Annotated in this window: 15 protein-coding genes; 6 read left to right on the forward strand and 9 right to left on the reverse strand. The window is 53.1% G+C overall.

The features are described from left to right. Positions 1–380: 380 nt before the first annotated feature. From IPN95_05930 to IPN95_05940, 3 genes are all read right to left on the reverse strand, one after another. Complete coding sequence (locus tag IPN95_05930) at positions 381–932, reverse strand: hypothetical protein (protein MBK9448942.1); 552 nt, start codon at positions 930–932, stop codon at positions 381–383. Then, positions 929–3289, reverse strand: a complete 2361-nt coding sequence (locus IPN95_05935) for a TonB-dependent receptor (protein ID MBK9448943.1) — start codon at positions 3287–3289, stop codon at positions 929–931. Before IPN95_05935 ends, IPN95_05930 begins: the two co-directional genes overlap by 4 nt. 94 nt (positions 3290–3383) lie before the next feature. Further along, complete coding sequence (locus IPN95_05940; protein ID MBK9448944.1) at positions 3384–3701, reverse strand: DUF2946 family protein; 318 nt, start codon at positions 3699–3701, stop codon at positions 3384–3386. Between the two features lie 148 nt (positions 3702–3849). Here IPN95_05940 and IPN95_05945 point away from each other — a divergent pair, with 148 nt between their 5' ends. After that, a complete protein-coding gene (locus IPN95_05945) occupies positions 3850–5082 on the forward strand; it encodes a M48 family metallopeptidase (GenBank protein ID MBK9448945.1) in 1233 nt (410 codons plus the stop codon). 74 nt (positions 5083–5156) lie between these two features. Then, positions 5157–5843 carry a hypothetical protein gene (locus tag IPN95_05950; GenBank protein ID MBK9448946.1) on the forward strand — a complete coding sequence of 229 codons (687 nt, stop codon included), beginning with the start codon at positions 5157–5159 and terminating at the stop codon, positions 5841–5843. An 18-nt stretch (positions 5844–5861) separates the two neighbouring features. Here IPN95_05950 and IPN95_05955 read toward each other — a convergent pair whose 3' ends face one another. From IPN95_05955 to IPN95_05975, 5 genes are all read right to left on the reverse strand, one after another. Next, positions 5862–6821 carry a peptidase gene (locus tag IPN95_05955; protein ID MBK9448947.1) on the reverse strand — a complete coding sequence of 320 codons (960 nt, stop codon included), beginning with the start codon at positions 6819–6821 and terminating at the stop codon, positions 5862–5864. A 108-nt stretch (positions 6822–6929) separates the two neighbouring features. Next, the gene (locus tag IPN95_05960) at positions 6930–7487 is read right to left on the reverse strand and encodes an NADAR family protein (GenBank protein MBK9448948.1); all 558 of its coding nucleotides are present in this window, start codon (positions 7485–7487) and stop codon (positions 6930–6932) included. A gap of 204 nt (positions 7488–7691) precedes the next feature. Next, complete coding sequence (locus IPN95_05965) at positions 7692–10385, reverse strand: AAA family ATPase (GenBank protein MBK9448949.1); 2694 nt, start codon at positions 10383–10385, stop codon at positions 7692–7694. A gap of 559 nt (positions 10386–10944) precedes the next feature. After that, entirely contained in the window at positions 10945–11313 is a 369-nt protein-coding gene (locus IPN95_05970; protein ID MBK9448950.1) for a hypothetical protein, read from the reverse strand. A 63-nt stretch (positions 11314–11376) separates the two neighbouring features. Next, on the reverse strand, positions 11377–12981 hold the full coding sequence (locus tag IPN95_05975) for a bifunctional metallophosphatase/5'-nucleotidase (protein ID MBK9448951.1): 1605 nt from the start codon (positions 12979–12981) through the stop codon (positions 11377–11379). A gap of 156 nt (positions 12982–13137) precedes the next feature. Between IPN95_05975 and IPN95_05980 the strand changes: the two genes are divergently transcribed. Both IPN95_05980 and IPN95_05985 read left to right on the forward strand, forming a co-directional pair. Next, the gene (locus IPN95_05980; GenBank protein MBK9448952.1) at positions 13138–13950 is read left to right on the forward strand and encodes a BtpA/SgcQ family protein; all 813 of its coding nucleotides are present in this window, start codon (positions 13138–13140) and stop codon (positions 13948–13950) included. Positions 13951–14017: 67 nt separating this feature from the next. Further along, positions 14018–14866: a hypothetical protein gene (locus tag IPN95_05985; GenBank protein MBK9448953.1), complete on the forward strand. Its 849-nt coding sequence runs from the start codon at positions 14018–14020 to the stop codon at positions 14864–14866. A 98-nt stretch (positions 14867–14964) separates the two neighbouring features. Here the strand turns inward: IPN95_05985 and IPN95_05990 are convergent, their stop codons facing one another. Further along, positions 14965–15591: a polysaccharide deacetylase family protein gene (locus IPN95_05990; protein ID MBK9448954.1), complete on the reverse strand. Its 627-nt coding sequence runs from the start codon at positions 15589–15591 to the stop codon at positions 14965–14967. 135 nt (positions 15592–15726) lie between these two features. On the opposite strand from IPN95_05990, the gene IPN95_05995 reads away from it, so the two are divergent. Both IPN95_05995 and IPN95_06000 read left to right on the forward strand, forming a co-directional pair. After that, positions 15727–18300 carry a T9SS type A sorting domain-containing protein gene (locus IPN95_05995; GenBank protein ID MBK9448955.1) on the forward strand — a complete coding sequence of 858 codons (2574 nt, stop codon included), beginning with the start codon at positions 15727–15729 and terminating at the stop codon, positions 18298–18300. A gap of 199 nt (positions 18301–18499) precedes the next feature. Next, positions 18500–21127, forward strand: a complete 2628-nt coding sequence (locus IPN95_06000) for a T9SS type A sorting domain-containing protein (protein ID MBK9448956.1) — start codon at positions 18500–18502, stop codon at positions 21125–21127. The last annotated feature ends 14 nt before the right edge of the window (positions 21128–21141 follow it).

The raw sequence follows: 21141 nt of genomic DNA on the forward strand, positions 1-21141 counted from the left end.
TAACAGCCCGACATAAACCATGCAAGTTTTTCACATGTTTTGTCGAAAAAATATTTCTCCAAGAAATTCCATGTGATCCAGAATGGCTCAAATACGCCCGAAAATGGCATGATCAAACCCGATCAAAAAACAACAACCATATCTATCCAATAAATACCATGTATGATCCGCGAGCATATTCACAAAGAATGTTTGAATAAGCTGACGGCTCCAGCGTCAAAACAACCTCTTACATGACAATTCATACCCATTTTGATGCACCTTTCGCAAACGTACGTTTCGATTTGAATCAAGAATCGACAAAAAAAGGCTCCATCACGCTGGATGGAGCCTTGAAAGGTTGCCCTAATTCGGTCAACAAAACATCGATTCTTACAATATCAATTAACCATAATTTGGAAATCCAGTTGCACGTCCGTTGAACCCGGTGTGCAAGTCCCGTCTTTGGTGCCGTCAGGTTGATGCCTCAACTCTACCCTGACGGTTCCGCTACCTGGATTTCCGACCGACCACCGGGTCGTGATGCCGACTGGAAAAGTCCCGTCACTATCGGTTTTGATGATCGACACGTCTGCGGCAGACGGTGTGTAACAAAAAAGGTGATCCTGCGCCTCGGCAAGCACTTCATCTGTGATATTTACGATATTTCCGCCATCTGACTCGTCATACAAGGCAATGGAGACGTTGTAAGTCTTTCCCGAATCCACGCGGATCGAATCAAATCGCACGGCTGCATTGCCCCCGTCACCGTCGGGATCAGAATAAATCACCTGACTCACCGCCGCGCCGGTCGCGCTGTCAGTGAATGTCAGTTGAACCTTCGTGATCAACTCCTCTTCATTCGGATCCACGGGATCATCGGGTTTGCATGCGGCAAAGAGCAAAGTCATGAGCAAAAGGGCAAAAGCACTGAGATAAACTGTCTTTTTCATATTGATTCTGGAATAAGTTGCTTTGAAAATGAAATTGGAATCTTGATTCGAAGGGAATAGTTGCGCCCCATCTCGTCGGCATAGTACCGGAAACGGTTCAAATACTCACGGTATCGGGCATTCGTGAGGTTGTATCCGCCGAGGCTCACGTCCAGGGCAAGCCTACCGAATACCAAGGTTGCCGAAGCCTCGGCATTCAACAATGCCCAAGCCGCAGGCGGATTCGCATAGTCCACACCCTCGGGAAAGCGGTTTTGTTGGCGCACATACACACCCGAAACGCTCAACACCGGGGAGTGAACGTACTTGCCACCGTGAAATTCGAAGCTCAAACCTGAATCAAATCGGTCGGCGGGCATGTTGATCATGGGCAAATCGAGCGTCAGATTCTGCACCCTGACCATGGAAACCTTGCCATTCCAACGCCAATGGTGGGAAATCTGCCAGCCAAAAGCCGCATCCAACCCCACAAAACGTGCATCCACTTGCTTGTATACAAAGGTTGGAAAAGCGCCGCGAATGGTCAATGTGGCCGGCTGTGTGGGTTCCTGGTAAATGAAATCATTGATGTGATTATAGTAGACCCCCACTTCGCCGGAGAAATGCTCGTGGGCTTTGTACTGCATCGACAGCGTGCTATTCAATGCTTGCTCGGGACCAAGTGTACTGTCTCCGATCTCGTAGCTTGCCGCACCATGGTGCAACCCCTTGCTGTACAGCTCATTCATCGTCGGAGGACGCCAAGCTGTCCCGACGTTTCCATGAAGACTCAAGTGCTCATCCACACGCACGAGCCCGCCGAGGCTGCCACTGAAGTTCTGCCAGGATTTTTTCGGAGAAATGATTTCACCGCCTTGCCACATCCAAATTTGGTTCCAGCGTTTGTCAAATCGGATTCCCGCTTCAAGTTCCCAGCGCAACTTGACCAACCGTTCGATCCAAAACGGCCCGATGTTGAAATTCTGGAAGTTGGGAATGAAGAAAAAGCCCTCGTAGCGATTGACCTGTGTCTGCCCGGTGAGCCCGAAACTGCCCTTGAAGTCTTTGAATTTGTGGTGTTCCCAAACGATGTCCCCGGAAAGGGTACTGATTTCATAATGCAATTGCGCGGCATTAGGGGTGTTAGCTGCCGAACGGTGATTGTCAAATTCCTGCCGCAGATTGTGCTGGAAGGCGAATGTGGCGGTGAGATTGCCGACATGCCCGGTTTCCATCCAAGCCTTGACCTTGACCAAGTCGTGCACGATATGCTGCGAAGGCCTGCCGATCTTGTAAGTAAAGGTCCCATGCACCAATGGGGTATCGCTTGCAATGGCAGTCTGCAGGTCGGTCAAATTGCCGATATGTGAGCCCGCAAAAATGGCCAGATCGTTGCTGAAATGGCTGTAGAAGGCTTCGATGCCGTATCTTTCCTTGCTCCAGCCAACGGTTGCGCTATAATTTGCCTCGCGCAAGCCGGTATTTGCGAGCACATAGTCGGGCGTATGCACATTGCCACCGCGCTTGACCGAACCTTGGAGCCGCCAAGCGAGGGGCATCAGACCTTTGAATCGCCCTTCGACCATGGCAGCCGTGGCACCCATCCATCCGTTGCTCGATCCGACAAAATGAAGCCCACCTTTGACTCCTGCCGAATCGGGAAGCGGCCCCGGTTCCACCAAAACAACGCCCGCGATCGCATCGGGCCCGTAGCGCACACTATTGGCGCCCTTGATTACGGACAATTTGGTGGCGGTGAAGGGGTCGATTTCCGGCGCATGTTCGCTGCCCCATTGCTGACTTTCTTGACGCACGCCGTTGTTGAGTATCACGATACGGTTGCTGTGCATTCCGTGAATCATCGGTTTGAAGATCGAGGGACCTGTTTGAAGCGCATTCACGCCTGCAATTTCCTTCATTGCCTCACCAAGCGACTTGCCTGCAACCTTGTCGAGGTCCTTGCCGCTCAACGATGATTCCGCCTGCGTCGGTTTCGGGTCGGCGTGTTTGTCATGAATGTGTACCGTGTCCAAATGGCTCTGACTATGCGGAAGCTGAATGTCAAAGTGGGTATTTTCCTCGATGATGACTTCATAGTCCTGTTGACCGCAACCGATATGGGAAACGGTGAGGGTATCGGGCCCGTCACAGAGCCCGTCGATCTGATATTCGCCGTTCAAACCAGTGACAGCGCCTTTGTTTTTGGACTTGAAATAAACCTTGGCATACACCAATGGCTCCAACGTTTCGCTGTCGGTGACTACGCCAAATACGGTGTGGTTGCAATGCCGGCCCCCAGGCTGTGCCATGGCCAAAGGTGCCAAAGCCAACAGCCACAACATCCAGAAGGCAGACGACAATGTCGTTGACAATCTCATGGTAACAATCCGCAAAATGAATTCGAATGGAAAATCGGCCAATCAAACACATTTATATATATGTGTGGATCCGGCCAAAAGGATCGATCACTACTCAAGCAAACGGTGGACCTCTGAGATCAGCCTTGGGGAGGAAACGGTGGGAATGAAAATCAAGAATTGGTGAAGCTATTGCCCGATGGACTTCAGGGACAAGCAACGCGGCCATTTGCATCGGCGCGATCGAGGGTGCGGGCGCAAAATCACAAATCGGGCAGGAGGCATGGTCCACTTCGTCGTGATCACCTTCCTCATGATGCAAGCCATGCGCATCGCCCAGCGGACTGCAATCATGAATCCAAGTGCGTGGCACGGCGAATGTCACTGCAACAAGCAGCAGCATCCAAGCCAAATATGTACGCCTGCGTTTCATGAATCTAATCCTGATAAGCAAAGTTAGTCATAAAACAGCTGTTTGCAACATAGTTGCATAAAAGAAGCAAAATTTTTCGGCGTCAGCGCATTGAGCCCAGCGCGACATTTCGCCCAACGCATTTCGCTGATTGGCTTACCTTTGCACCATGTCTCCCTCCACTCTTCTCACGCTGATTGTCGCGCTGCTTTGCGGCAGTTTTGTTTTGGATCGCTTGCTCGACCTGCTCAACCTGAGCCGCATGAAACCGGAATTGCCGGAGAAACTTCGCCCCTTCTACGACGAGGAGCGGTACCGCAAGTCACAAAACTATCTGCGCGAGAAGTCGCGTTTCGGGTTGCTTACAGGTGCGTTGAACTTCGTGGGGACGCTGTTGGTGCTCATTCTCGGCGGATTGGGTGCATTAGACAGCTATCTCCGCACGTATGTGGACGATCCTTTTCTGCTGGCCTTGACCTTTTTTGGCGTTTTGGGCGCGGCGAGCAGCATCTTCGGGATGCCGTTTTCGCTGTACAGCACCTTTGTCATCGAAGAAAAATACGGATTCAACAAGACGACCTTCAAAACCTGGGTTTTGGACAAAGTCAAAGGCGCCCTCATCGGGGCGGTATTGGGATCGCTGATCCTCTTTGCATTCATCTGGCTGGTGGATACGCTCAAAGAAGATTTCTGGATCTGGTTTTGGGGCGGGATTTCGCTGTTTTCACTCGGTATCCAATTTTTCTATACCACATTGCTGATGCCCCTTTTCAACAAGCTTCAACCTTTGGAGGCTGGCGAATTGCGGTCTGCGATCGAGGCTTATTCCACCAAAGTGGGTTTTCCGCTCGGCAATATCATGGTAATGGACGGTTCCAAACGCAGCACCAAGGCGAATGCCTTCTTTTCAGGCTTTGGTTCGCAAAAGCGGATTGTACTCTACGATACCTTGATCGCGCAGATGTCCCAACCCGAAATCTTGTCGGTATTGGCGCACGAAGTCGGGCATTACAAACGTCGGCATATCATTTTGGGAACGATCTTGGGCATGCTCAATATCGGTTTGATGTTGTTTGTGCTTTCGCGGTTCATCCTGTTGCCCGAATTGTCGGCAGCTTTGGGTGCCGCAACGCCGAGCATTCACCTCAGCTTGATCGCTTTTGCGATGTTGTTTTCACCGATTTCGGAGGTGACGGGCTTGTTGATGAACCTCCTTTCCCGGAAAAATGAATACGAGGCGGATGCGTTTGCCCGGGAAACCTGTGATGGTCCGGCACTGGAGTCGGCCTTGATCAAGTTGCATGTGGAAACGCTCAGCAATCTCGACCCGCATCCGGCGTATGTGTTTCTGCATTATTCGCATCCCACGCTGATGCAGCGCATTTCTGCGTTGCGGGCTTAACCATTGAATAGGGCATTGTGCCCGTTGAAGCGGGAGGCTTGCCATTTTCTCCGCTTTCCACGAAATTTCACTTTATGAAACTGTCGAAACTCCTGTGGGGACTTGTGCCAATCCTCTTTTGGTCCTCTTGCCAGAGCATTTACGTGCCGAGCGGGCCCAATGTCCCCTTGATGAGCGAGGGCGACGAACTCCAAGTCGGCATGTCCATCGGCAGCAACGGCTACGGGGCGCAGCTTGCTTACAGTCCTTATTATCATTGGGCAATCACGGCAAATGGAAGCACATTTTCCATCAGCAGCGGAGGATCTTTCAGCACCAATGTCATTTTCCGGCATCTCTACGGCGAAATGGGAACCGGCTACTACACGAGACTCAGCAAATACATGCGTTTCGAGGCCTTGGCCGGATTCGGTTCGGGCAATTCGGGACATCCCATTGACGACAAGAACCTGTACCGCAAACTCTATTTTCAGCCGAGCATCGGCATCAGCAGCCCTTATGTCGACTTCGGATTTACACCGAGACTCAGCTGGGTCAACCATTACCTGACCAAATCCAGCGATGTCCCGACCAAATTCAATGAATCGGCCGTCTTCATGGAGCCCACGCTGACCGGGCGCGTCGGCTACGAGCAATTGAAGCTGCAAGTCCAAGGCGGACTGGCATTTGCACTCGGGGACTCGCCCTTTACCTACCGGAATTCGTTTTTGACCGTGGGCTTCCACCTGACCTTCGTCAAGGACTTTGAGAAATATCGGTAGGGACTTGCTATTTTTTCCTCACCCTTCGAATGCCGTCGCAAACTCCGAAAACAGCTTAGCTTGCCCCTCAGGATCTTGGTAGCGCCTCGAAAAATGGATGGGAACAGCCTTTTTGACGCCTGCCTCCCGCAACACCTTGCCTGACATTCCGGCCATGCTGTGTTTGTTTTTCAAGGCCATTTCGGCATCGTCCATACTGTAATAAGCTTCGATATAGACCTCATCCGCATGCTCACACAGCCCGCGAATGCGCTCAAAATTGGTTTCCGTAGCTGCGTGGTCCATCACATAAGCGACCCGGAATCCCGGCTCGACCTCCAAATATTGAAACAAGTCCTTGGCGGCAATGGCGGTGACCCCATCCACGATGATCAACCGTTCCCCATCTGATTCTTCAAATGCCGCTTTGAGTTCCGCCATCCATTTTCCCGGCCGATAAGGGCATTGGTCGGCGCGCACTTTCACCTTGGAATGGCAGGCAAAGAGGTACGCAATGCAATCCACGCCATGGTCCAAAATGGCCGTGGTGACCGCAAAAGCTTCATCCCGATACACTTCCGGCCCCTCCAAATCGGGCAGGGGCGCGAGGACCCAGGTCGGCGTCACGAGGTGAAAGCGTCGGATGCGACCGTCGGGATGCACTTCGCGCACTTCGTAACTCACCGCTTGATCGTCGTACACGAGCAGGTTCCAATTGAAGGCCAAGAGCGCATGTTGCACATGTTGCGCGAGTCCGGCAGGACCGCAGACGATCACGCGCCGCCCGATGGCCAATTGGTGACGCATCACCTGCCCAAAATTGACGAAGTGATCGATATGGGTATGGCTCACGAAAATGGCGGCCGTGTCACGGCAGTCCTTAACAGTCAAGTCGCTCCCAAATCCGCAATCGCAGAGATAGGTCAGCGGATGGTTCAATACGTTGAGCTGAAGACAGATGTCTTCGTGAAGTTTGCTCTTGAGTGTTGCGGTAATCATGGTTGTTGATCAGACATTGGATACTTTGAAAAATGCAGGAAGCTGGTACCTCTTCCAAAACAAAGTTGTTGTTCCATCGGGTTGCCAATCGCGCCGCCGCTTATCAGTTCAGCTCTCCGCCTCCTGCCGCAGCAGGTCGCGGGTTTCCATCAAGGCAAATCCAAGCAGATTTTCCCCTTGCCAATTTGCGGGATCCTGGACACCGGGTGCGTCGACGCTCAGACCGATGCCCCAAATATTGTCGTAAGGACTTGCTTCGACGAGGATTTTGTCCCCAGTACCCAGCAAAAATGCGCGGAGATTGGCATGTTGCCCGAATTTGAGGAGGTTGCCCTGCAAGACAAAGGCATATTTCTGCGCATCCCAGCGTCGGCTATCGAAATTGTGGACTTTTCGGCCGAGTTTTTTGGCATCAGCGGGTGTTTTGGCATGCAGAATTTGCTTCAACATGACGTCGTCACCAAAAAGCCTCGCTTTGCAAGCCATCATCCAGTGTTCGGCGGAGGCATAAGCGACACCGTCGAGGGCAAACGGGCTTTCCCACCATTGGCTGAGGCAGCCTTTGCCGATACTGCCATTGTTTTCGGGGCGATGGCCCCAGAAAAACAGGTATTCAACCGTGCCGAGTTGCCTTTGGGCTTGAATCCAGGGAATGTCGTATTTCATCTTCTTGGTGGTTGGAATCAGTTTTAGGGGACAAATCTCCTTGTTTATCCGCGCAATGACACCGCGGACATCATCAGCCGACGCGAATCAAGACTCAACGGTTATGATTCCGACACAAGCAGAACCCCTGTCGCAGAATAAGCGTCAAGTTCTCTACTTCGATGTCAGTGAACGTCCACTATTCGCAGACGCCTTCCAAACCCCTCAAATCGCGCCGCCGTCGGTCGATTGCTGCTGACCGCCGGTGAGGCTCTGACTTCCGCCGCCACCGCCACCGCCGAAGTTGAAGCCGACTTTGCCGCGGCCTGCGCCTGCGATTTCGTCGTTGTCCTTTTCAAACTCGATGACATCTGCCAAGATCAAGCTGTGCATCATATCGGGCTGCCGCTGAACTTCAGGCATATTCGCCAAGCGCAAATGCTGATTCTTTACGGCCTCCTCCACGACTTTGCGGACCGTACGGGCATTGCCAAAGAACTTGTCTTTGCGCTCGTAACGGAAGGCGAAGTACTTTTTCAAATGGGCTTCCGCAGCAATGTCGGCCACCAACTCGGAGGTCTTGAGCATTTGCACACAGATTTCCCAAAGATCGCTTGGCGAATAATCCTCAAAGTTGAATACCTTGTCGAATCGGGACTTCAAGCCGGGATTCGCCTCGAGGAAAGTCTTCATATTGTCTGGATACCCGGCCGCAATCACGATGAATTCGCCGCGCTTGTCTTCCATCCGCTTCAGAATCGTCTCCACGGCTTCCTTGCCAAAGTCATTGCCGCCCGAGGCGGTCAAAGCGTAGGCCTCGTCGATGAACAGCACACCACCCTTGGCCATGTCCAGCTTTTCGGTGGTCTTGATGGCAGTCTGCCCAACATAGCCGCCGACCAATGCCGAACGGTCGACTTCGACGATATGTCCGCGCTCCAGAATGCCCAAAGCCTTGAAAATCTTGGCCAAGATGCGCGCCACGGTCGTTTTGCCCGTTCCCGGATTACCGGCAAACACAGAATGCAAGGAGAAGGTGTTGAGCACATCCTTCCCGATTTCGCGGTAGAATTTGACGAGCTTGACCAACTCGTTGATTTCATTTTTGACGCTGCCCATGCCGATGAGCGCATTGAGTTCCGTCATGGCGTCGGAGAGCAAGGCATGATCGATCGGAATCTCGGCGATTTCCTTTTTGGTCTCCCCAAATATCTTGCGGATGTCTTCGGCCTTGATCAGGCTCAAATCCTCCTCGGTCAAGTCGGCGATGTCGATCCCCGAACTCATGACGCGGAGGCCCATGTTCATCTTGGCTTCGTCGATGTAGCCATTCACCAAACGGGCGTTGCCAAAGCTGCGGTCGCGGTTGCGGTAGGCTTCGACAAGCTTTTCGTTAAGCACGGTTTTAGCCTCCTCGGTGAGTTTGACGGCCCGCTTTTCCATACTGTACATTGCGATTTGCAGCAACTCCTGTGGCAAGTAGTCGGGGAAATCGTAGTACATGTTGAAACGGGACTTGAGCCCGGGATTGCTCTCGAGGAAGGTCCGCATCTCCTCGGGGTAGCCCGCCACCAGCACAGCGATGCCATTGGTGCCGTCGCTCATTTCCTTGATCAAAATCTCGATCACCTCGCGGCCATAGTCCTTGCCGTCGTCTTTGTTGCGGGCCAAGGCATAGGCCTCGTCAATGAAGAGAATGCCGCCCGCTGCCTTTTTGATTGCTTCTTTGACCTTCGGCGCCGTTTGACCGATGTATTCGCCAACCAAATCGGAACGGTCCACTTCGTGCACATGCCCTTTGGTGAGCAGGCCCATCTTCAAGTAAATCTGACCGAGCATTTTGGCCACCGTGGTCTTGCCCGTGCCGGGATTGCCCATGAACACCGCGTGCAGACTGATGCGTTGCGGGTCTTCGAATCCCTTTTCTGCCCTGATCTTGAGGAAGTTCAGATATTGGGTGTATTCGCGCAGCTTTCGTTTAATGGAAACCAAGCCGATGAGGCCGTCCAATTCGGCCATCAGGTCTTCGAGACTTGCCTCCTTGATCGGTGGCGGCACAAGGGCCGGGGCGCCTGTGGGCGTGAGCAGAACCTGTGTTTCGCCTTCGATATAGCCCGCGCCCACTTCAAAACTGACCACGGCCACCAATTGCTCCATGAAGACAATCTCCAAGGTATAGGTGTCGTTGAACCAGGTGCCGCGGGTGTCACTGCCCCAACCGGAGCAGATTTCGATGGTTTCCAAGTCTTTGCGGACCGTGACCAATTCCTCGGTTCGACCTTTGAGTTGCCGCGCGTCGTTGTAGAAATTGAACACGACTTCGCAGGTCCAGTCCTCGTCGCGGATTTGATTCGCCAGCGAAAACTCGCCCCAGATATAGCGGCTGTCGGCTTGGTCAAATTTGGTGAAATACTTCCGCGTAGGCTGTGCAGGCAAAGCATTCGGCCCTTCGAAGAGCCGCAACGACCGCAACATGAAGTAGGGATTGTTGTTGAAACTCACGGGGCCACGGGCCTCGACGTGAAATTTCGTTTCGCTCACGACCTTGCCATCGAGCGAAGCCACCCAAAGGAAACTACCCTTTTTCCAGAGCAGACCGGGCGTTGCATTGCCCCACCCTTCGCGGATGTAGACAATATTTTCGGCACTGCCGACCTTGCGATCGACGTCGATGCTGCAGATTTCCTTGACACGTAGGCCTTCCGGACTCAATTCGTGGCATTTGAGATTGACTTTTACGTCCCAATCCGACTCGTCAAAGAGCTTGTTGTAGAAGCTGAACTCCGTGTAAACATAGGTCAACTCGGCGCTTTCAAAGACGCGACGGTATTTTTTCTTGCCTTCGGCGAGCCACTCCGTGGAGGCGTAGCACTTGAGGTCGAGAAATTTGTAGGGGACGAAGCCCGGAACTTTTTCCATGGAAATGAGTCAGCTTTGAAACTGCGAATCGAACGAAAGGTAAATTTAAAGGAAATTGGAATCCCTACGCTATGATTCGGGATCGGAAGTGAATGATTTTGTGGAGGAGGTTGGCGAATGGGTGACGGGTCCAGTAGAACGGACAATTTTGGAGTTGCTTTTGGCGGAGGATAATGGCCGAAGGAGATGGAGGGAACTGGGGTGTTTCATTGATGTGGATTGAAGTCGAAAGCGGTTGAAATCCAAGGATTTCCCGCTCCTGTTGTCGCCTCACCCCCGCCCCTCTCCACGAATTTTCCTAACGGAAAAGTCGCGGAGAGGGGGGCCGAAATGCGGGATTTTTGCAGAAAATCAGTTGTTGCGGCCCCCCTCTCCAACGTTGAATCGGCGATGGAGCGCAGCGAAGGAGCAGATTCGACGATGGAGAGGGGCCGGGGGTGAGGCGAATAGGAAAAGCCGTTACGACTGGGAATTGAACCCGAATCTGAGCCCCATAACGCCTAAAATCAAAGGATTTCCCGCCTCCATTTGTCACATCACTACACACAATTCATCCCCCTCAAAAAAACACATTCTGCCGCTCTGCCTCGTCTTGCAACAAATCGACCGTGCCCGTCTTGGTGACAATGCCATTCGTCGTCGTGCGGGCGCAGCGGTAGCAGTACAGGCCCGGTGCGAGGTTGGCGAATTTGATTTTGCCCAATGCATCCGTGTCGCCGGAACGCAGAAACAGGCCCGAACTGCAGTCAGATTGCTGTAGCGCGATGCCGACCAAAATGCCTGGAATGCCCAGGGAATCCTTGCAGGTAAAGGTGATGCTTGTTTCGGGTGGCGTAGGATTGTTGTCGGGATCGGAAGGATCATCCTTCTTGCATCCGAAGGCGACCATCACCACCACAACCAAGGCCAGTAGAATTTTTGTCTTCATGCGGATTCCAATGCAATTGCCATTCGAAGATCAGATTAATCCATGAAATTGACAACGCTCGCCTCACTTCTTCATCATCGCACGGATGGCTTCCATTTGCCCGCTTTGCTTCAGGTACCAAATGGCAATGTCGCGGACGTCGTTTTTGGCTGGTCCGCCTTGGGCTGCAGGTGTCAGGGCAATGTCGCTCCAAGTAGTGAGGCCCTTGATGAAGCCCAAAGCAGCTTCGCCGCCGCCCGCCAAAAAGCCGGGAAGGCAAAGCACGTAGGTTTTGGCATCGTCGAGCGGCTTGCCGTCGATGAGGAAATTGCTGCCCTGCCGCGTCACATTGCTGCTGTATTGCAGGTGGGCGCCGCTCATGTTGAGGGCAGGTGCGAGTCCGGATTCGAGCAGGCGGCGCAAGTCGCGCCCGAGGACATTGCCATGCTGCAAATTGCCGCCAAAGGGCAGCGTTGCCAAAATATGCTTCTGCACCACAAAGCCGTTGATTTGGTCGTCGATGCGCACCGAACCGCTGTTCATGATGGCGAGATCAGCCTTGGAGTCGGCCTTCTTGAAGGCATCGCAGAGCAGGAATCCGAGGTTGGTCTGACTTGTGCGCATCGAGCCATCGCGGCCATCCATGGGGGCAAAGGCAAATCCGATGCTGTCATACGGTTGATATCCTTGGTCCTTCATGCATTGATCGCCGAATGTTTCCCACTTTTTCACCACCGCATCCACCGCAGGATCAGATGGAATGGCATCCGTGATCGGCATCAACTGCGACCAGATATCCATTTTTTTCGTGTCCATGTTCCAGGTGCACCAATGGAGGTAGAGGCTCTTGACATTCGCGTCGGCCTTGGCGATGAACGTTTCCCCGACTTTGCGGCTCATGTTTTGGTGCTCGTGCCCGCCCATGAGCAGCGGCATGCCCGGCACCTTGCGCGCAAGCGTATCGTCCTGCTCCATGCTCAAGTGCGTGATGCCAAAGACCACATCGCTGACCTTGCTTGCCTGGTCAAATGCATCCTTGCTCGCTTGGTAGGGGTTGATGTATTGCAGGTACTTTTGCTGTGTGAATTCGAGGGTGACGCCGATCAGGCCCAGTTTGAGCGTATCGCCTTGCTTGTTGGGAATCGCATGCACCATATAATCGGGCACCATTTGGTCGCCTTGGTTGAACCGGACCACGCCCTTGTCGGCCACGTAGCGGCAATTGCTGGAGATGATGCGGAATTGGCTTTCGTTGTTGCGGGCATTGAGGTCGGGCGCCTTGAGGTCAAATTCGTGGTTGCCAAAGGTCACATAATCGGTCCCGAGGGCATTGAGCACCTCGACCATGTGGCGGCCATTGACGCGTTCCTTGCCGGATGGGAAATTGCAGGAAAGGGTACCCAACAGCGACGGACTCAGATAGTCCCCGTCCAGGATCGTAATGACCGGCATCCCGGTTTCTTCGAGTTGCTTTTTGACCGTGGCCACCCGGGCCATGCCGCCGACCTTGCCATTGTCCATCGGCGAAATCTCATACACATCGTTGAACTGCAAAATCACAAATTCGACGGTGCGCGGAGAATTGGCCGCCGCCGGACCACTTTGCGCCGGTTTGGGCGTGCAGGCACTGAGGAAAAGTGCGGCGATTGCGAGGAAATAACCGACAATACGGTGGGATGAAGCCTTCATTTTTTCTGCGAATTGAAGCCGCAAGATACGCAGGATTTGATGTTGGATCGAATGACTTTTGTGGGATTTCCGGTGGAATTGACCTGGCAGTTAAGGATCAAACTACGACCTCCGCAATCCAATTTCTCCTAACTTGCCACCCAAATCCGATTCCCGATGCCTGCATTGATTACATTCGAAGACATTTTCCCGCGCCGTAAGCCGCTGATTGCCTGCATTCACCTGAAAGCATTGCCGGGGGCGCCGTTGTACAGGGGTGACTTGAAGGCGGTCTATGACCAGGCGATTGCCGAGACCGAATTGTTTGCCAAGGCGGGTGTGGATGCCTTGATCGTGGAAAATTTCGGGGATGTGCCCTTTTATCCGGACCGTGTGCCCTCCGAAACGGTGGCGGCGATGGCGGCCTTGTGCCGGGAGATTGTGAACCATGCGGGTGGTATGCCCATTGGCGTCAATGTCTTGCGCAACGATGCGGATGCGGCCCTCGGGATTGCCGTGGCGGTGGGGGCGCAGTTCATTCGGGTGAATGTCCACAATGCTGCCGCGCTCACAGACCAAGGCGTCATCGAGGGACGTGCCTATGCCACCCTCCGCAAGCGCAACAACCTCGGCGCCAAGGTGCTGATCTTCGCGGATGTGGCCGTAAAACATGCCGCGCCGATCGCCCACATTCCGCTGGACATCGAGACCCGCGACCTCAGCGAACGCAGCCTCGCCGACGCGTTGATCGTTTCGGGAACCGGGACAGGGGCAGCAACACGCCTCGAAGACCTCGCCATCGTCAAAGCCAATACCCATTTGCCGGTGATCATTGGCAGTGGCACAACCCCGGAAACCCTGCCCGGTTTGAACGAATTCGCCGACGGCTACATTGTCGGCAGCCATCTCAAAGTCAACGGCGTGGCCACCAATGCGGTCGATCCGGCAAGGGTGAATGCCTTTGTGGACCTGTTTGGCAAGACCGTCTGAGGACGAAGGTCATCTTGCTAGCACGGCTTTTGCGAATGCATTCGGGAAAATTCTCCAAATTTGTGGTATGCGGAAACGGATCCTGACGCTTTTTGTACTCTTGACCAGCCTATTGCCCTTGGCGACGATGGCCCAAACGCAGCCCTTGACCGGCCGTTGGATGGGGAAATTGTACCAAAATCAGGAGCAGCCCTTCATGGAATACAACCTGCGGATGGAGCTCAAACAAACGGGAACGCGGGTCACGGGCATTTCCTATATCTCGTTGATCAACAGGTCGGAGCTATTCGCCAAAATGGAATTGGAGGGACGCTGGGACAAAGGCGTTTTCAGTTTCCATGAAATCACGTTGATCGATTCGAAGCATACCGACGGATGGGGATGGTGTCTGAAGGCTGGCGAATTGAAACTCGAGCAGGTCGGCGAATACCAGCGTCTTTCGGGGAAATGGGAAGGGTATATGGATGATTTCCCCTGCAAACCCGGAACCTTGACCCTGGAGAAGCTCAATCAGCAACCCAAAGTCGCCGCGGATCCCGTGGCAGTCGATACGAAGGGCAATTTCGGGACGGTGAATGGCCGCACGATCACGCATCAAAAGGAAGTGCCGATGTACAATGAGGCGTTTACGGTGTATGTGTATGACGGCGACAAGGTGGATGGCGATATCATTTCGCTGCAATACAATGGGGTTTGGTTGTTGAAGAAATATCCGCTGAGCAAAAGCAAAAAGGCCTTGCGGCTCGAAATCGAACCGGGGGCCGAAAACCAATTGGTATTATTTGCGGAGAATGTCGGGACCTATGCCCCCAATACGGCAGCGATCACATTCTTTGACGGCAAACAGGAAAAAAACCTGAACCTGAGTTCCGACCTCTCCACAAGCGGGGCCCTGAAGTTTGTGTTTACGAAGTAGGGTGATCCCTGGTAAAATTTTGCCACGAAGACACGAAGGCACGAAGAAGACGTGGTTGACTTTGTGTCTTCGTGTCTTCGTGGCCTGAATACACAATCCTACAACGCCTCAAACCGATAACCCAACTGTGAAAAATGCGCGAGCGTCTGCTCCAACGCATACTGCATGTTGACTTTGGCCTTCTCGGAGTCGTGGAAGACGACGATGCTACCGGGTCGGGCATGGTCGATGACATTGCGAGCGACCCGCCCCGGACTGAGCTTTTGATTCCAGTCGCCGGCAATCACCTCCCACATCACAACCTCGTACTGCGTGCGCAGCCTGCGGCCCGCGCGGGGGGTCATTTTCCCATACGGCGGACGAAACAAGGTGACCTCCTCCCCCAACACGGCGGTCAAGGCCGCCTGACATTCAGCGGTATTGTCCAAATAGGTGGCGAGCGGCGTTTTCCAGAGATTGAGATGGTTGTGGGTATGGTTGCCGATGCGGTGGCCTGCGGCTTGCACCTTCAGCAGGGTTTCGGGGAATTGCCGCACCTTGTCACCGATGCAGAAAAACGTTGCCTTGGCATTGTACTTGGCTAAGGTCTCCAAGACCCATTCGGTGATGCCGGGCGAGGGCCCGTCGTCGAAGGTCAGGTACAAAACCTTGTCCTGCCGCGGCCCATGCCACCGCCACTGCGGAAACATGGATTGAACCAAGGATGGCATTTTGACCTGCAACATGCGGCAAAGATAGGGATTGAATTTGGCCGATACGATTGGCACGGAAATATTGACCATTCGACGGAAGCCGACATTACATGTCGCAACAGATGCTTAACTTGCTGTCTGATTGTCCGCACTTTACCTCCCACGTTCATGAAAAAATTCTATCTAGCCATTCTGTTGTTGACGGCACTGTTCACAGGCACATCCGCCTTTGCAAGCCACGAAATGGGCGTCGACATTACCTACCAATGTCTGAATGCCTGCACTACACGCATTTATTTGAAGGCCTACCGCGACTGCACTGGCTCCAATGCAATTGGCAACAATTTGACTTGGTCCGCCCCCGGCTGTACACCGCCAAACGCCATCAATGGTTGGTCCCCGCAATTCAACGCTGAGGTCACCCCCATCTGTCCGGGTTCCGCAACCGCTTGTACCGTTCCGGGCGCGCCCATCAATGGTGTCGAGGAATTGTCCTGGTTCAGGGACTATGACATCTGTACGGGCACACCCTGCGTCTTTACCTTGCAGTGGATGGATTGTTGCCGCAACCCGGTCATCACTTCGCTCAACAACCCTGGGGGCCAAGGCATTGCAACGAGCGGCACCACCATCAACACCTCCCTCGGAACCTGCAACAACAGCCCGTATTACACAAGTCCTCCGCTGTTTTACGCCTGTCAAGGGTATGACTACGATGTGCACCAAGGTGCTTTTGACGTCGAAGGGGATTCTTTGGTATTTTCCTTTGGAACTTGCTACCAAAACCTCGGTGCCCCAGTTGTGTATGCCAGTGGATATTCCCAATTGCAACCCCTTGGACCGACTTGGAATGTCACGATCAACTCTCAAACCGGCATGTTGCACTTGGATGCCAATCCCGGAAACATTGTGGTTGGCGTATTGTGCATCGCAATCCAGGAATACCGGAATGGTGTTTTGATCGGGACCATGCAACGCGACGTTCAGATTGTCATTTTGCCTTGCGGGAACAATGCCAATCCGACGTTTACGGGCATCACCAACCTCACCGGCGGCGCAACCGCGGTCGGCGACGATGTGTATCTGCCTTCTCCCGGACCGTTTTGCTTTGACTTGGGCATGGCGGATGTGAATTCGGGACAAAATCTGCGCATGTGGTGGGACGACAATACGTCGACCGCCACATTTGCCGATGCCACCAATGGCGCCGTGCTCGACACGGTGACCGGCAATACCTCAGCAACACCGACGGGCCGTTTTTGCTGGACCCCAACGACAAACGGCGATTACCAATTCCGCATTCGTGCTGAGGATGATTTTTGCCCCATCTACGGATTTGCCGACAAAATCATCACGGTTCATGTCGGTCAATGCAACGGTTCATCTGCCACGGGAACAGCGACCACCTGCCCGGATGCGATGTTTACCGCCACAACCTGCCTTCAAGGTCCGGTCACATTTACATGGTCGGGCGCCGGTGGACTTTCCGGGAATTCCGGAAATGTAAACCATATTTATCCGGCAGCGGGAACCTATCCATGGCAAGTGATCGTGAGCAATGGTACTGTCAGTGACACGATCCAAGATACCATTGTGATCGGCGCTGCACCGAGCCCAAACACCATCTTTGTTGGGGTGAACTTCGTATCTCCCTGCACCGGGAACCTTTATGACACGCTTCACGCCGGCAGTTGGAACAGCTATCTCTGGAACACAGGTGAAACGACGCCCGATATCACGGTTTTCCTCGGCGGCGTTTACAGCGTAACGGTGAGTGCCCCCAACGGATGCACGTATACGGATGATGTACAGCTATTTTGGTCATCCCCAGACATCTACGGGGTCGTGAACACAAGCTCCGGACAACCACTTCAAAATCAACGCATTCTCTTGATCGAGCACGATACCTTGACACAGTCATTGTGGGCCTCCGACTCGACGTGGACGGACAGCTTGGGCTACTATTTCTTCTGCAATGTGACCGATACCTTGGCCTTTTTGAAGGCGACTCCGAATGCATTTTACTACCCGACACAAATGCCGACGTATGCAGACACCACGCTGTTCTGGAACAACGCTGTGACCTTCCATCCGCAGTTGCAGATACCTTTCCAGCATGATTTCTCCACTTTGTCAGGTGTGAATCCCGGTGGTCCGGGTTTCATCGGCGGATTGATCACGCAGGGCGCCAACAAGGCAAGCGCCGTCGGGGATCCGGTTCCTGGGTTGATGGTGTTCCTGCGGAATGCGAACTCAGGTGCGATCTTGGGCAACGATGTCACGGACATCAACGGCTACTTCTCCTTCCCTGCCATCCCGTTGGGTGACTACGAAATCGTGGCCGACAAGCCCTTGGTGAGCACGACGAATGTCCCCGCGCTAACGCTCTCGGCGCAAACATCGATGATGGACAGCTTGGATTTCCAACTCCACAGCACGTGGCTCGAATTGGTCTTGCATCCTACCGGCGTGCCGATGGTGGCATCTGAGTTGGCCTTCACCGCGCAACCCAATCCATTTGGGAACAGCACAAGGCTCAGTTTGGAATTGCCCAATGACGCCGTCGTGTCGGTCAATGTCTATGATGTGTTGGGCAAAAACGTTGCGCACTTGATGAACGGTTCGCTTGAAAAAGGTGTGCACCGTTTCGAAGTCGGCAACGACTTGGAGGCTGGCATTTACTTCGTGCGCTTGCAGGTCAATGGTGCCACACAGATTCTGAAAGTATTGAAATCGAATTGATTACCCACTTCCTGAGTAGTTTCAGCAGCCCCCATCACGGTGCGCGGTGGGGGCTGTTGCTTGCTTTGGAAGCTTCAAATTGGACGGTCGTGCGCGAACGGTTTCCACTCAACAATGAATTCTGACCAATGAGCTGGTAGAATGTTACAATGTGCTGCAGGACATGGACATTCGAAGTATCTTACAAATAATAAAGATGATGGCTCCTACACGTAGTTTACTGAACATCAATCGGAAGCCCCTACGATGGCTCTGGCTGGTTTTGTGCATGCTTGGCTTAGGACCCTCGGCGTACGCCTCTCACGGCTTCGGAACGGACATCATCTACACCTGCATCAATCCTTGCACGACGCGCATATCGATTCGGATGTACAACGACTGCTCCGCCTCATGCTATTGGGGCTCGTGGTTTCGGCTCAAGGAGCGTACTCCTGGATGTGTTACGCCTCCCATTATCGGCCCTGTATTTGGACAAAATTACACGGAGCTATCACCAATTTGTCCCACCGTCTCTAGCAATTGCTCGATGTTGGGGTCGCCAATAAAGGGAATCGAAGAATGGGTTTGGTCTAGGGACTATGACTTATGTGCAGGCTCTGGCTGCGCATTTGATATCCTTTGGACGGAATGCTGCCGTTCTCCGATGGTGCAAAACCTCGTGAGTCCAGGATCTACAGGTAATGCCATCGTCGGAACGTTTATCAGCACCGGTCTTGGAAATTGCAACAACAGTCCGGTTTTTACCGATGCTCCGGTATCCTATTTCTGCAGTGGCCAAGACCATGAATTTGCCATGGGTGCATACGATCCCGACGGAGATTCCTTGGCTTATGCATTGATGCCCTGTTATGCTGACAGTGTCAATCAAGTGAATTATGCGGTGGGTTACAACGCCCTGCAACCCATGGGCCCAACTTGGAATCTCTCCTTGGATTCTCTCACTGGCATTTTGACCATGCAGGCCTTGCCCGGCAACAACGTCATCGCAGTTGTTGCCGTGCGCGTCGATGAATACCGGAATGGCGTCCTAATCGGCAGCATTCAAAGGGAAATGCAGTTTATTGTATCTGCATGTGGGGCCAATGTTGCGCCTTCGTGGCCCGGCATCACCAATGTCACAGGCGCAACCTCGGTCGTTGGCGATGTGATTTACCGCTGCTCACCCGGCACGATCTGTGTCGACATTCCATCAGCTGACCTCAATGCAAGTCAAAATCTGACAATGACTTGGGATCAGCACCTTGCCGGTGCGACCTTTGTCGATGCCAACAACGTCGGAATCCAAAATACCATTCTCGGTACAGGTGCCAATCCTCCCGTCGGCAGGCTTTGCTTCACAGCTCCCGCCAATGGACTTTACACCTGCCGCATCAAAGTCCAGGACGACAACTGTCCTTATTATGGCTACGCTGACAAGGTGATTGCCTTTGTGATCGGCCCGGTATCAGGCGGTTCGACTGCCACAGGCAACTTGAACTGCGTCATGAGTGGTTATTCGGCAACATTTTCTGCGAATGGCTGTGGCCCAGGGCCCTTCACGTACACTTGGTCTGGCGCTGGCGGATTTGCAGCGACTGGACAAAACACAACCTTTACTTATCCCGCAACCGGCACTTTTCCTTGGCAGGTGATCGTCACCGATGGCGCAACCGTACACGATACCATCCGCGACACCATTACTGTTTTGGGCCAAACTCCTTTTCAGACTTTGATCACTGGCAATTTGGGCATCGATAGCTGCGCCGGCCTATTCACAAATACCCTTTCTGGTGGACCTAATATCAATTTTGTTTGGAGCAATGGCGCGACGAGCCCGATTCTATTGGTGCAATCGCCTGGATACTATGCGGTCACCGTCACTGATCCCAACGGATGCCTGTTTCAAGATTCGACAACGGTCAATTTGCAGCGTGTCGACATTTCAGGGATCGTGCGCACAAGCCTCGGGACCTATTTGCAGAATCAGAAGGTCTATTTGATCAAACATGATACGGCACAGCAGGCCTTGATCGCCCTCGATTCGGTGATTACGGATGCATTCGGCTATTATCAGTTTTGCAATGTCGTGGACACGCTCGTTTTCCTGAAGGCAGCACCTGATTCGATGGCCTATCCGCTAGAAATGCCCACCTATGCGAGTCTTTCCTTGTATTGGAGCGGAGCGATTACGTTTTACCCATTGACACAACTGCCTTTGGTGCACAATTTTTCGACGCTTTCGGGAGTCAATCCCGGCGGCCCGGGTTTCATCGGCGGTTTGATCACACAAGGCGCCAACAAGATGAATGCAGTCGGCGATCCCGTCGTGGGGCTGCGGGTTTTCCTGCGAAACAGCAATTCGGGTGCAATATTGGGTTACCGCGACACCGATGCGAATGGCTATTTCTCTTTCGGAAATATCCCGTTGGATGACTACGAAATCATTCCCGACAAGCCTTTGGTAAGCACCACCAACGTTCCGGCGCTCACAATCACTGCTCAAACCCCCATGTTGGACAGCTTGGATTTCCAACTGCACCGCACATGGCTGGAATTGGTCTTGCAACCCAATGGCCTTCCATCCGCAACATCCAACTTTGCATTCTCAGTACAGCCCAATCCATTTGGCAGCAGCACAATGCTCAATCTGGAATTGCCCGAAGATGCGCAAGTGCACGTGCAAGTGGTGGATGCATTGGGAAAATTCGTAAAAAGCATCACCACCGGCGCATTGAAGAAGGGTGCACACCGTTTTGAATTCGGCAACGAATTGCAAGCCGGGGTTTATTTCGTACGGTTGTCAGTGAATGGGAATTCGCAGACAATCAAGGTCTTGAAAACCGAATGATTTTAGGTTACCAT

The organism is Bacteroidota bacterium, assembly GCA_016718825.1.
GTDB lineage: Bacteria > Bacteroidota > Bacteroidia > J057 > JADKCL01 > JADKCL01.

Coding starts and splice junctions, on each gene's coding strand:
- IPN95_05930 (MBK9448942.1), bottom strand. CDS start 932: ATGAAAAAGACAGTTTATCTCAGTGCTTTTGCCCTTTTGCTCATGACT.
- IPN95_05935 (MBK9448943.1), bottom strand. CDS start 3,289: ATGAGATTGTCAACGACATTGTCGTCTGCCTTCTGGATGTTGTGGCTG.
- IPN95_05940 (MBK9448944.1), bottom strand. CDS start 3,701: ATGAAACGCAGGCGTACATATTTGGCTTGGATGCTGCTGCTTGTTGCA.
- IPN95_05945 (MBK9448945.1), top strand. CDS start 3,850: ATGTCTCCCTCCACTCTTCTCACGCTGATTGTCGCGCTGCTTTGCGGC.
- IPN95_05950 (MBK9448946.1), top strand. CDS start 5,157: ATGAAACTGTCGAAACTCCTGTGGGGACTTGTGCCAATCCTCTTTTGG.
- IPN95_05955 (MBK9448947.1), bottom strand. CDS start 6,821: ATGATTACCGCAACACTCAAGAGCAAACTTCACGAAGACATCTGTCTT.
- IPN95_05960 (MBK9448948.1), bottom strand. CDS start 7,487: ATGAAATACGACATTCCCTGGATTCAAGCCCAAAGGCAACTCGGCACG.
- IPN95_05965 (MBK9448949.1), bottom strand. CDS start 10,385: ATGGAAAAAGTTCCGGGCTTCGTCCCCTACAAATTTCTCGACCTCAAG.
- IPN95_05970 (MBK9448950.1), bottom strand. CDS start 11,313: ATGAAGACAAAAATTCTACTGGCCTTGGTTGTGGTGGTGATGGTCGCC.
- IPN95_05975 (MBK9448951.1), bottom strand. CDS start 12,981: ATGAAGGCTTCATCCCACCGTATTGTCGGTTATTTCCTCGCAATCGCC.
- IPN95_05980 (MBK9448952.1), top strand. CDS start 13,138: ATGCCTGCATTGATTACATTCGAAGACATTTTCCCGCGCCGTAAGCCG.
- IPN95_05985 (MBK9448953.1), top strand. CDS start 14,018: ATGCGGAAACGGATCCTGACGCTTTTTGTACTCTTGACCAGCCTATTG.
- IPN95_05990 (MBK9448954.1), bottom strand. CDS start 15,591: ATGTTGCAGGTCAAAATGCCATCCTTGGTTCAATCCATGTTTCCGCAG.
- IPN95_05995 (MBK9448955.1), top strand. CDS start 15,727: ATGAAAAAATTCTATCTAGCCATTCTGTTGTTGACGGCACTGTTCACA.
- IPN95_06000 (MBK9448956.1), top strand. CDS start 18,500: ATGGCTCCTACACGTAGTTTACTGAACATCAATCGGAAGCCCCTACGA.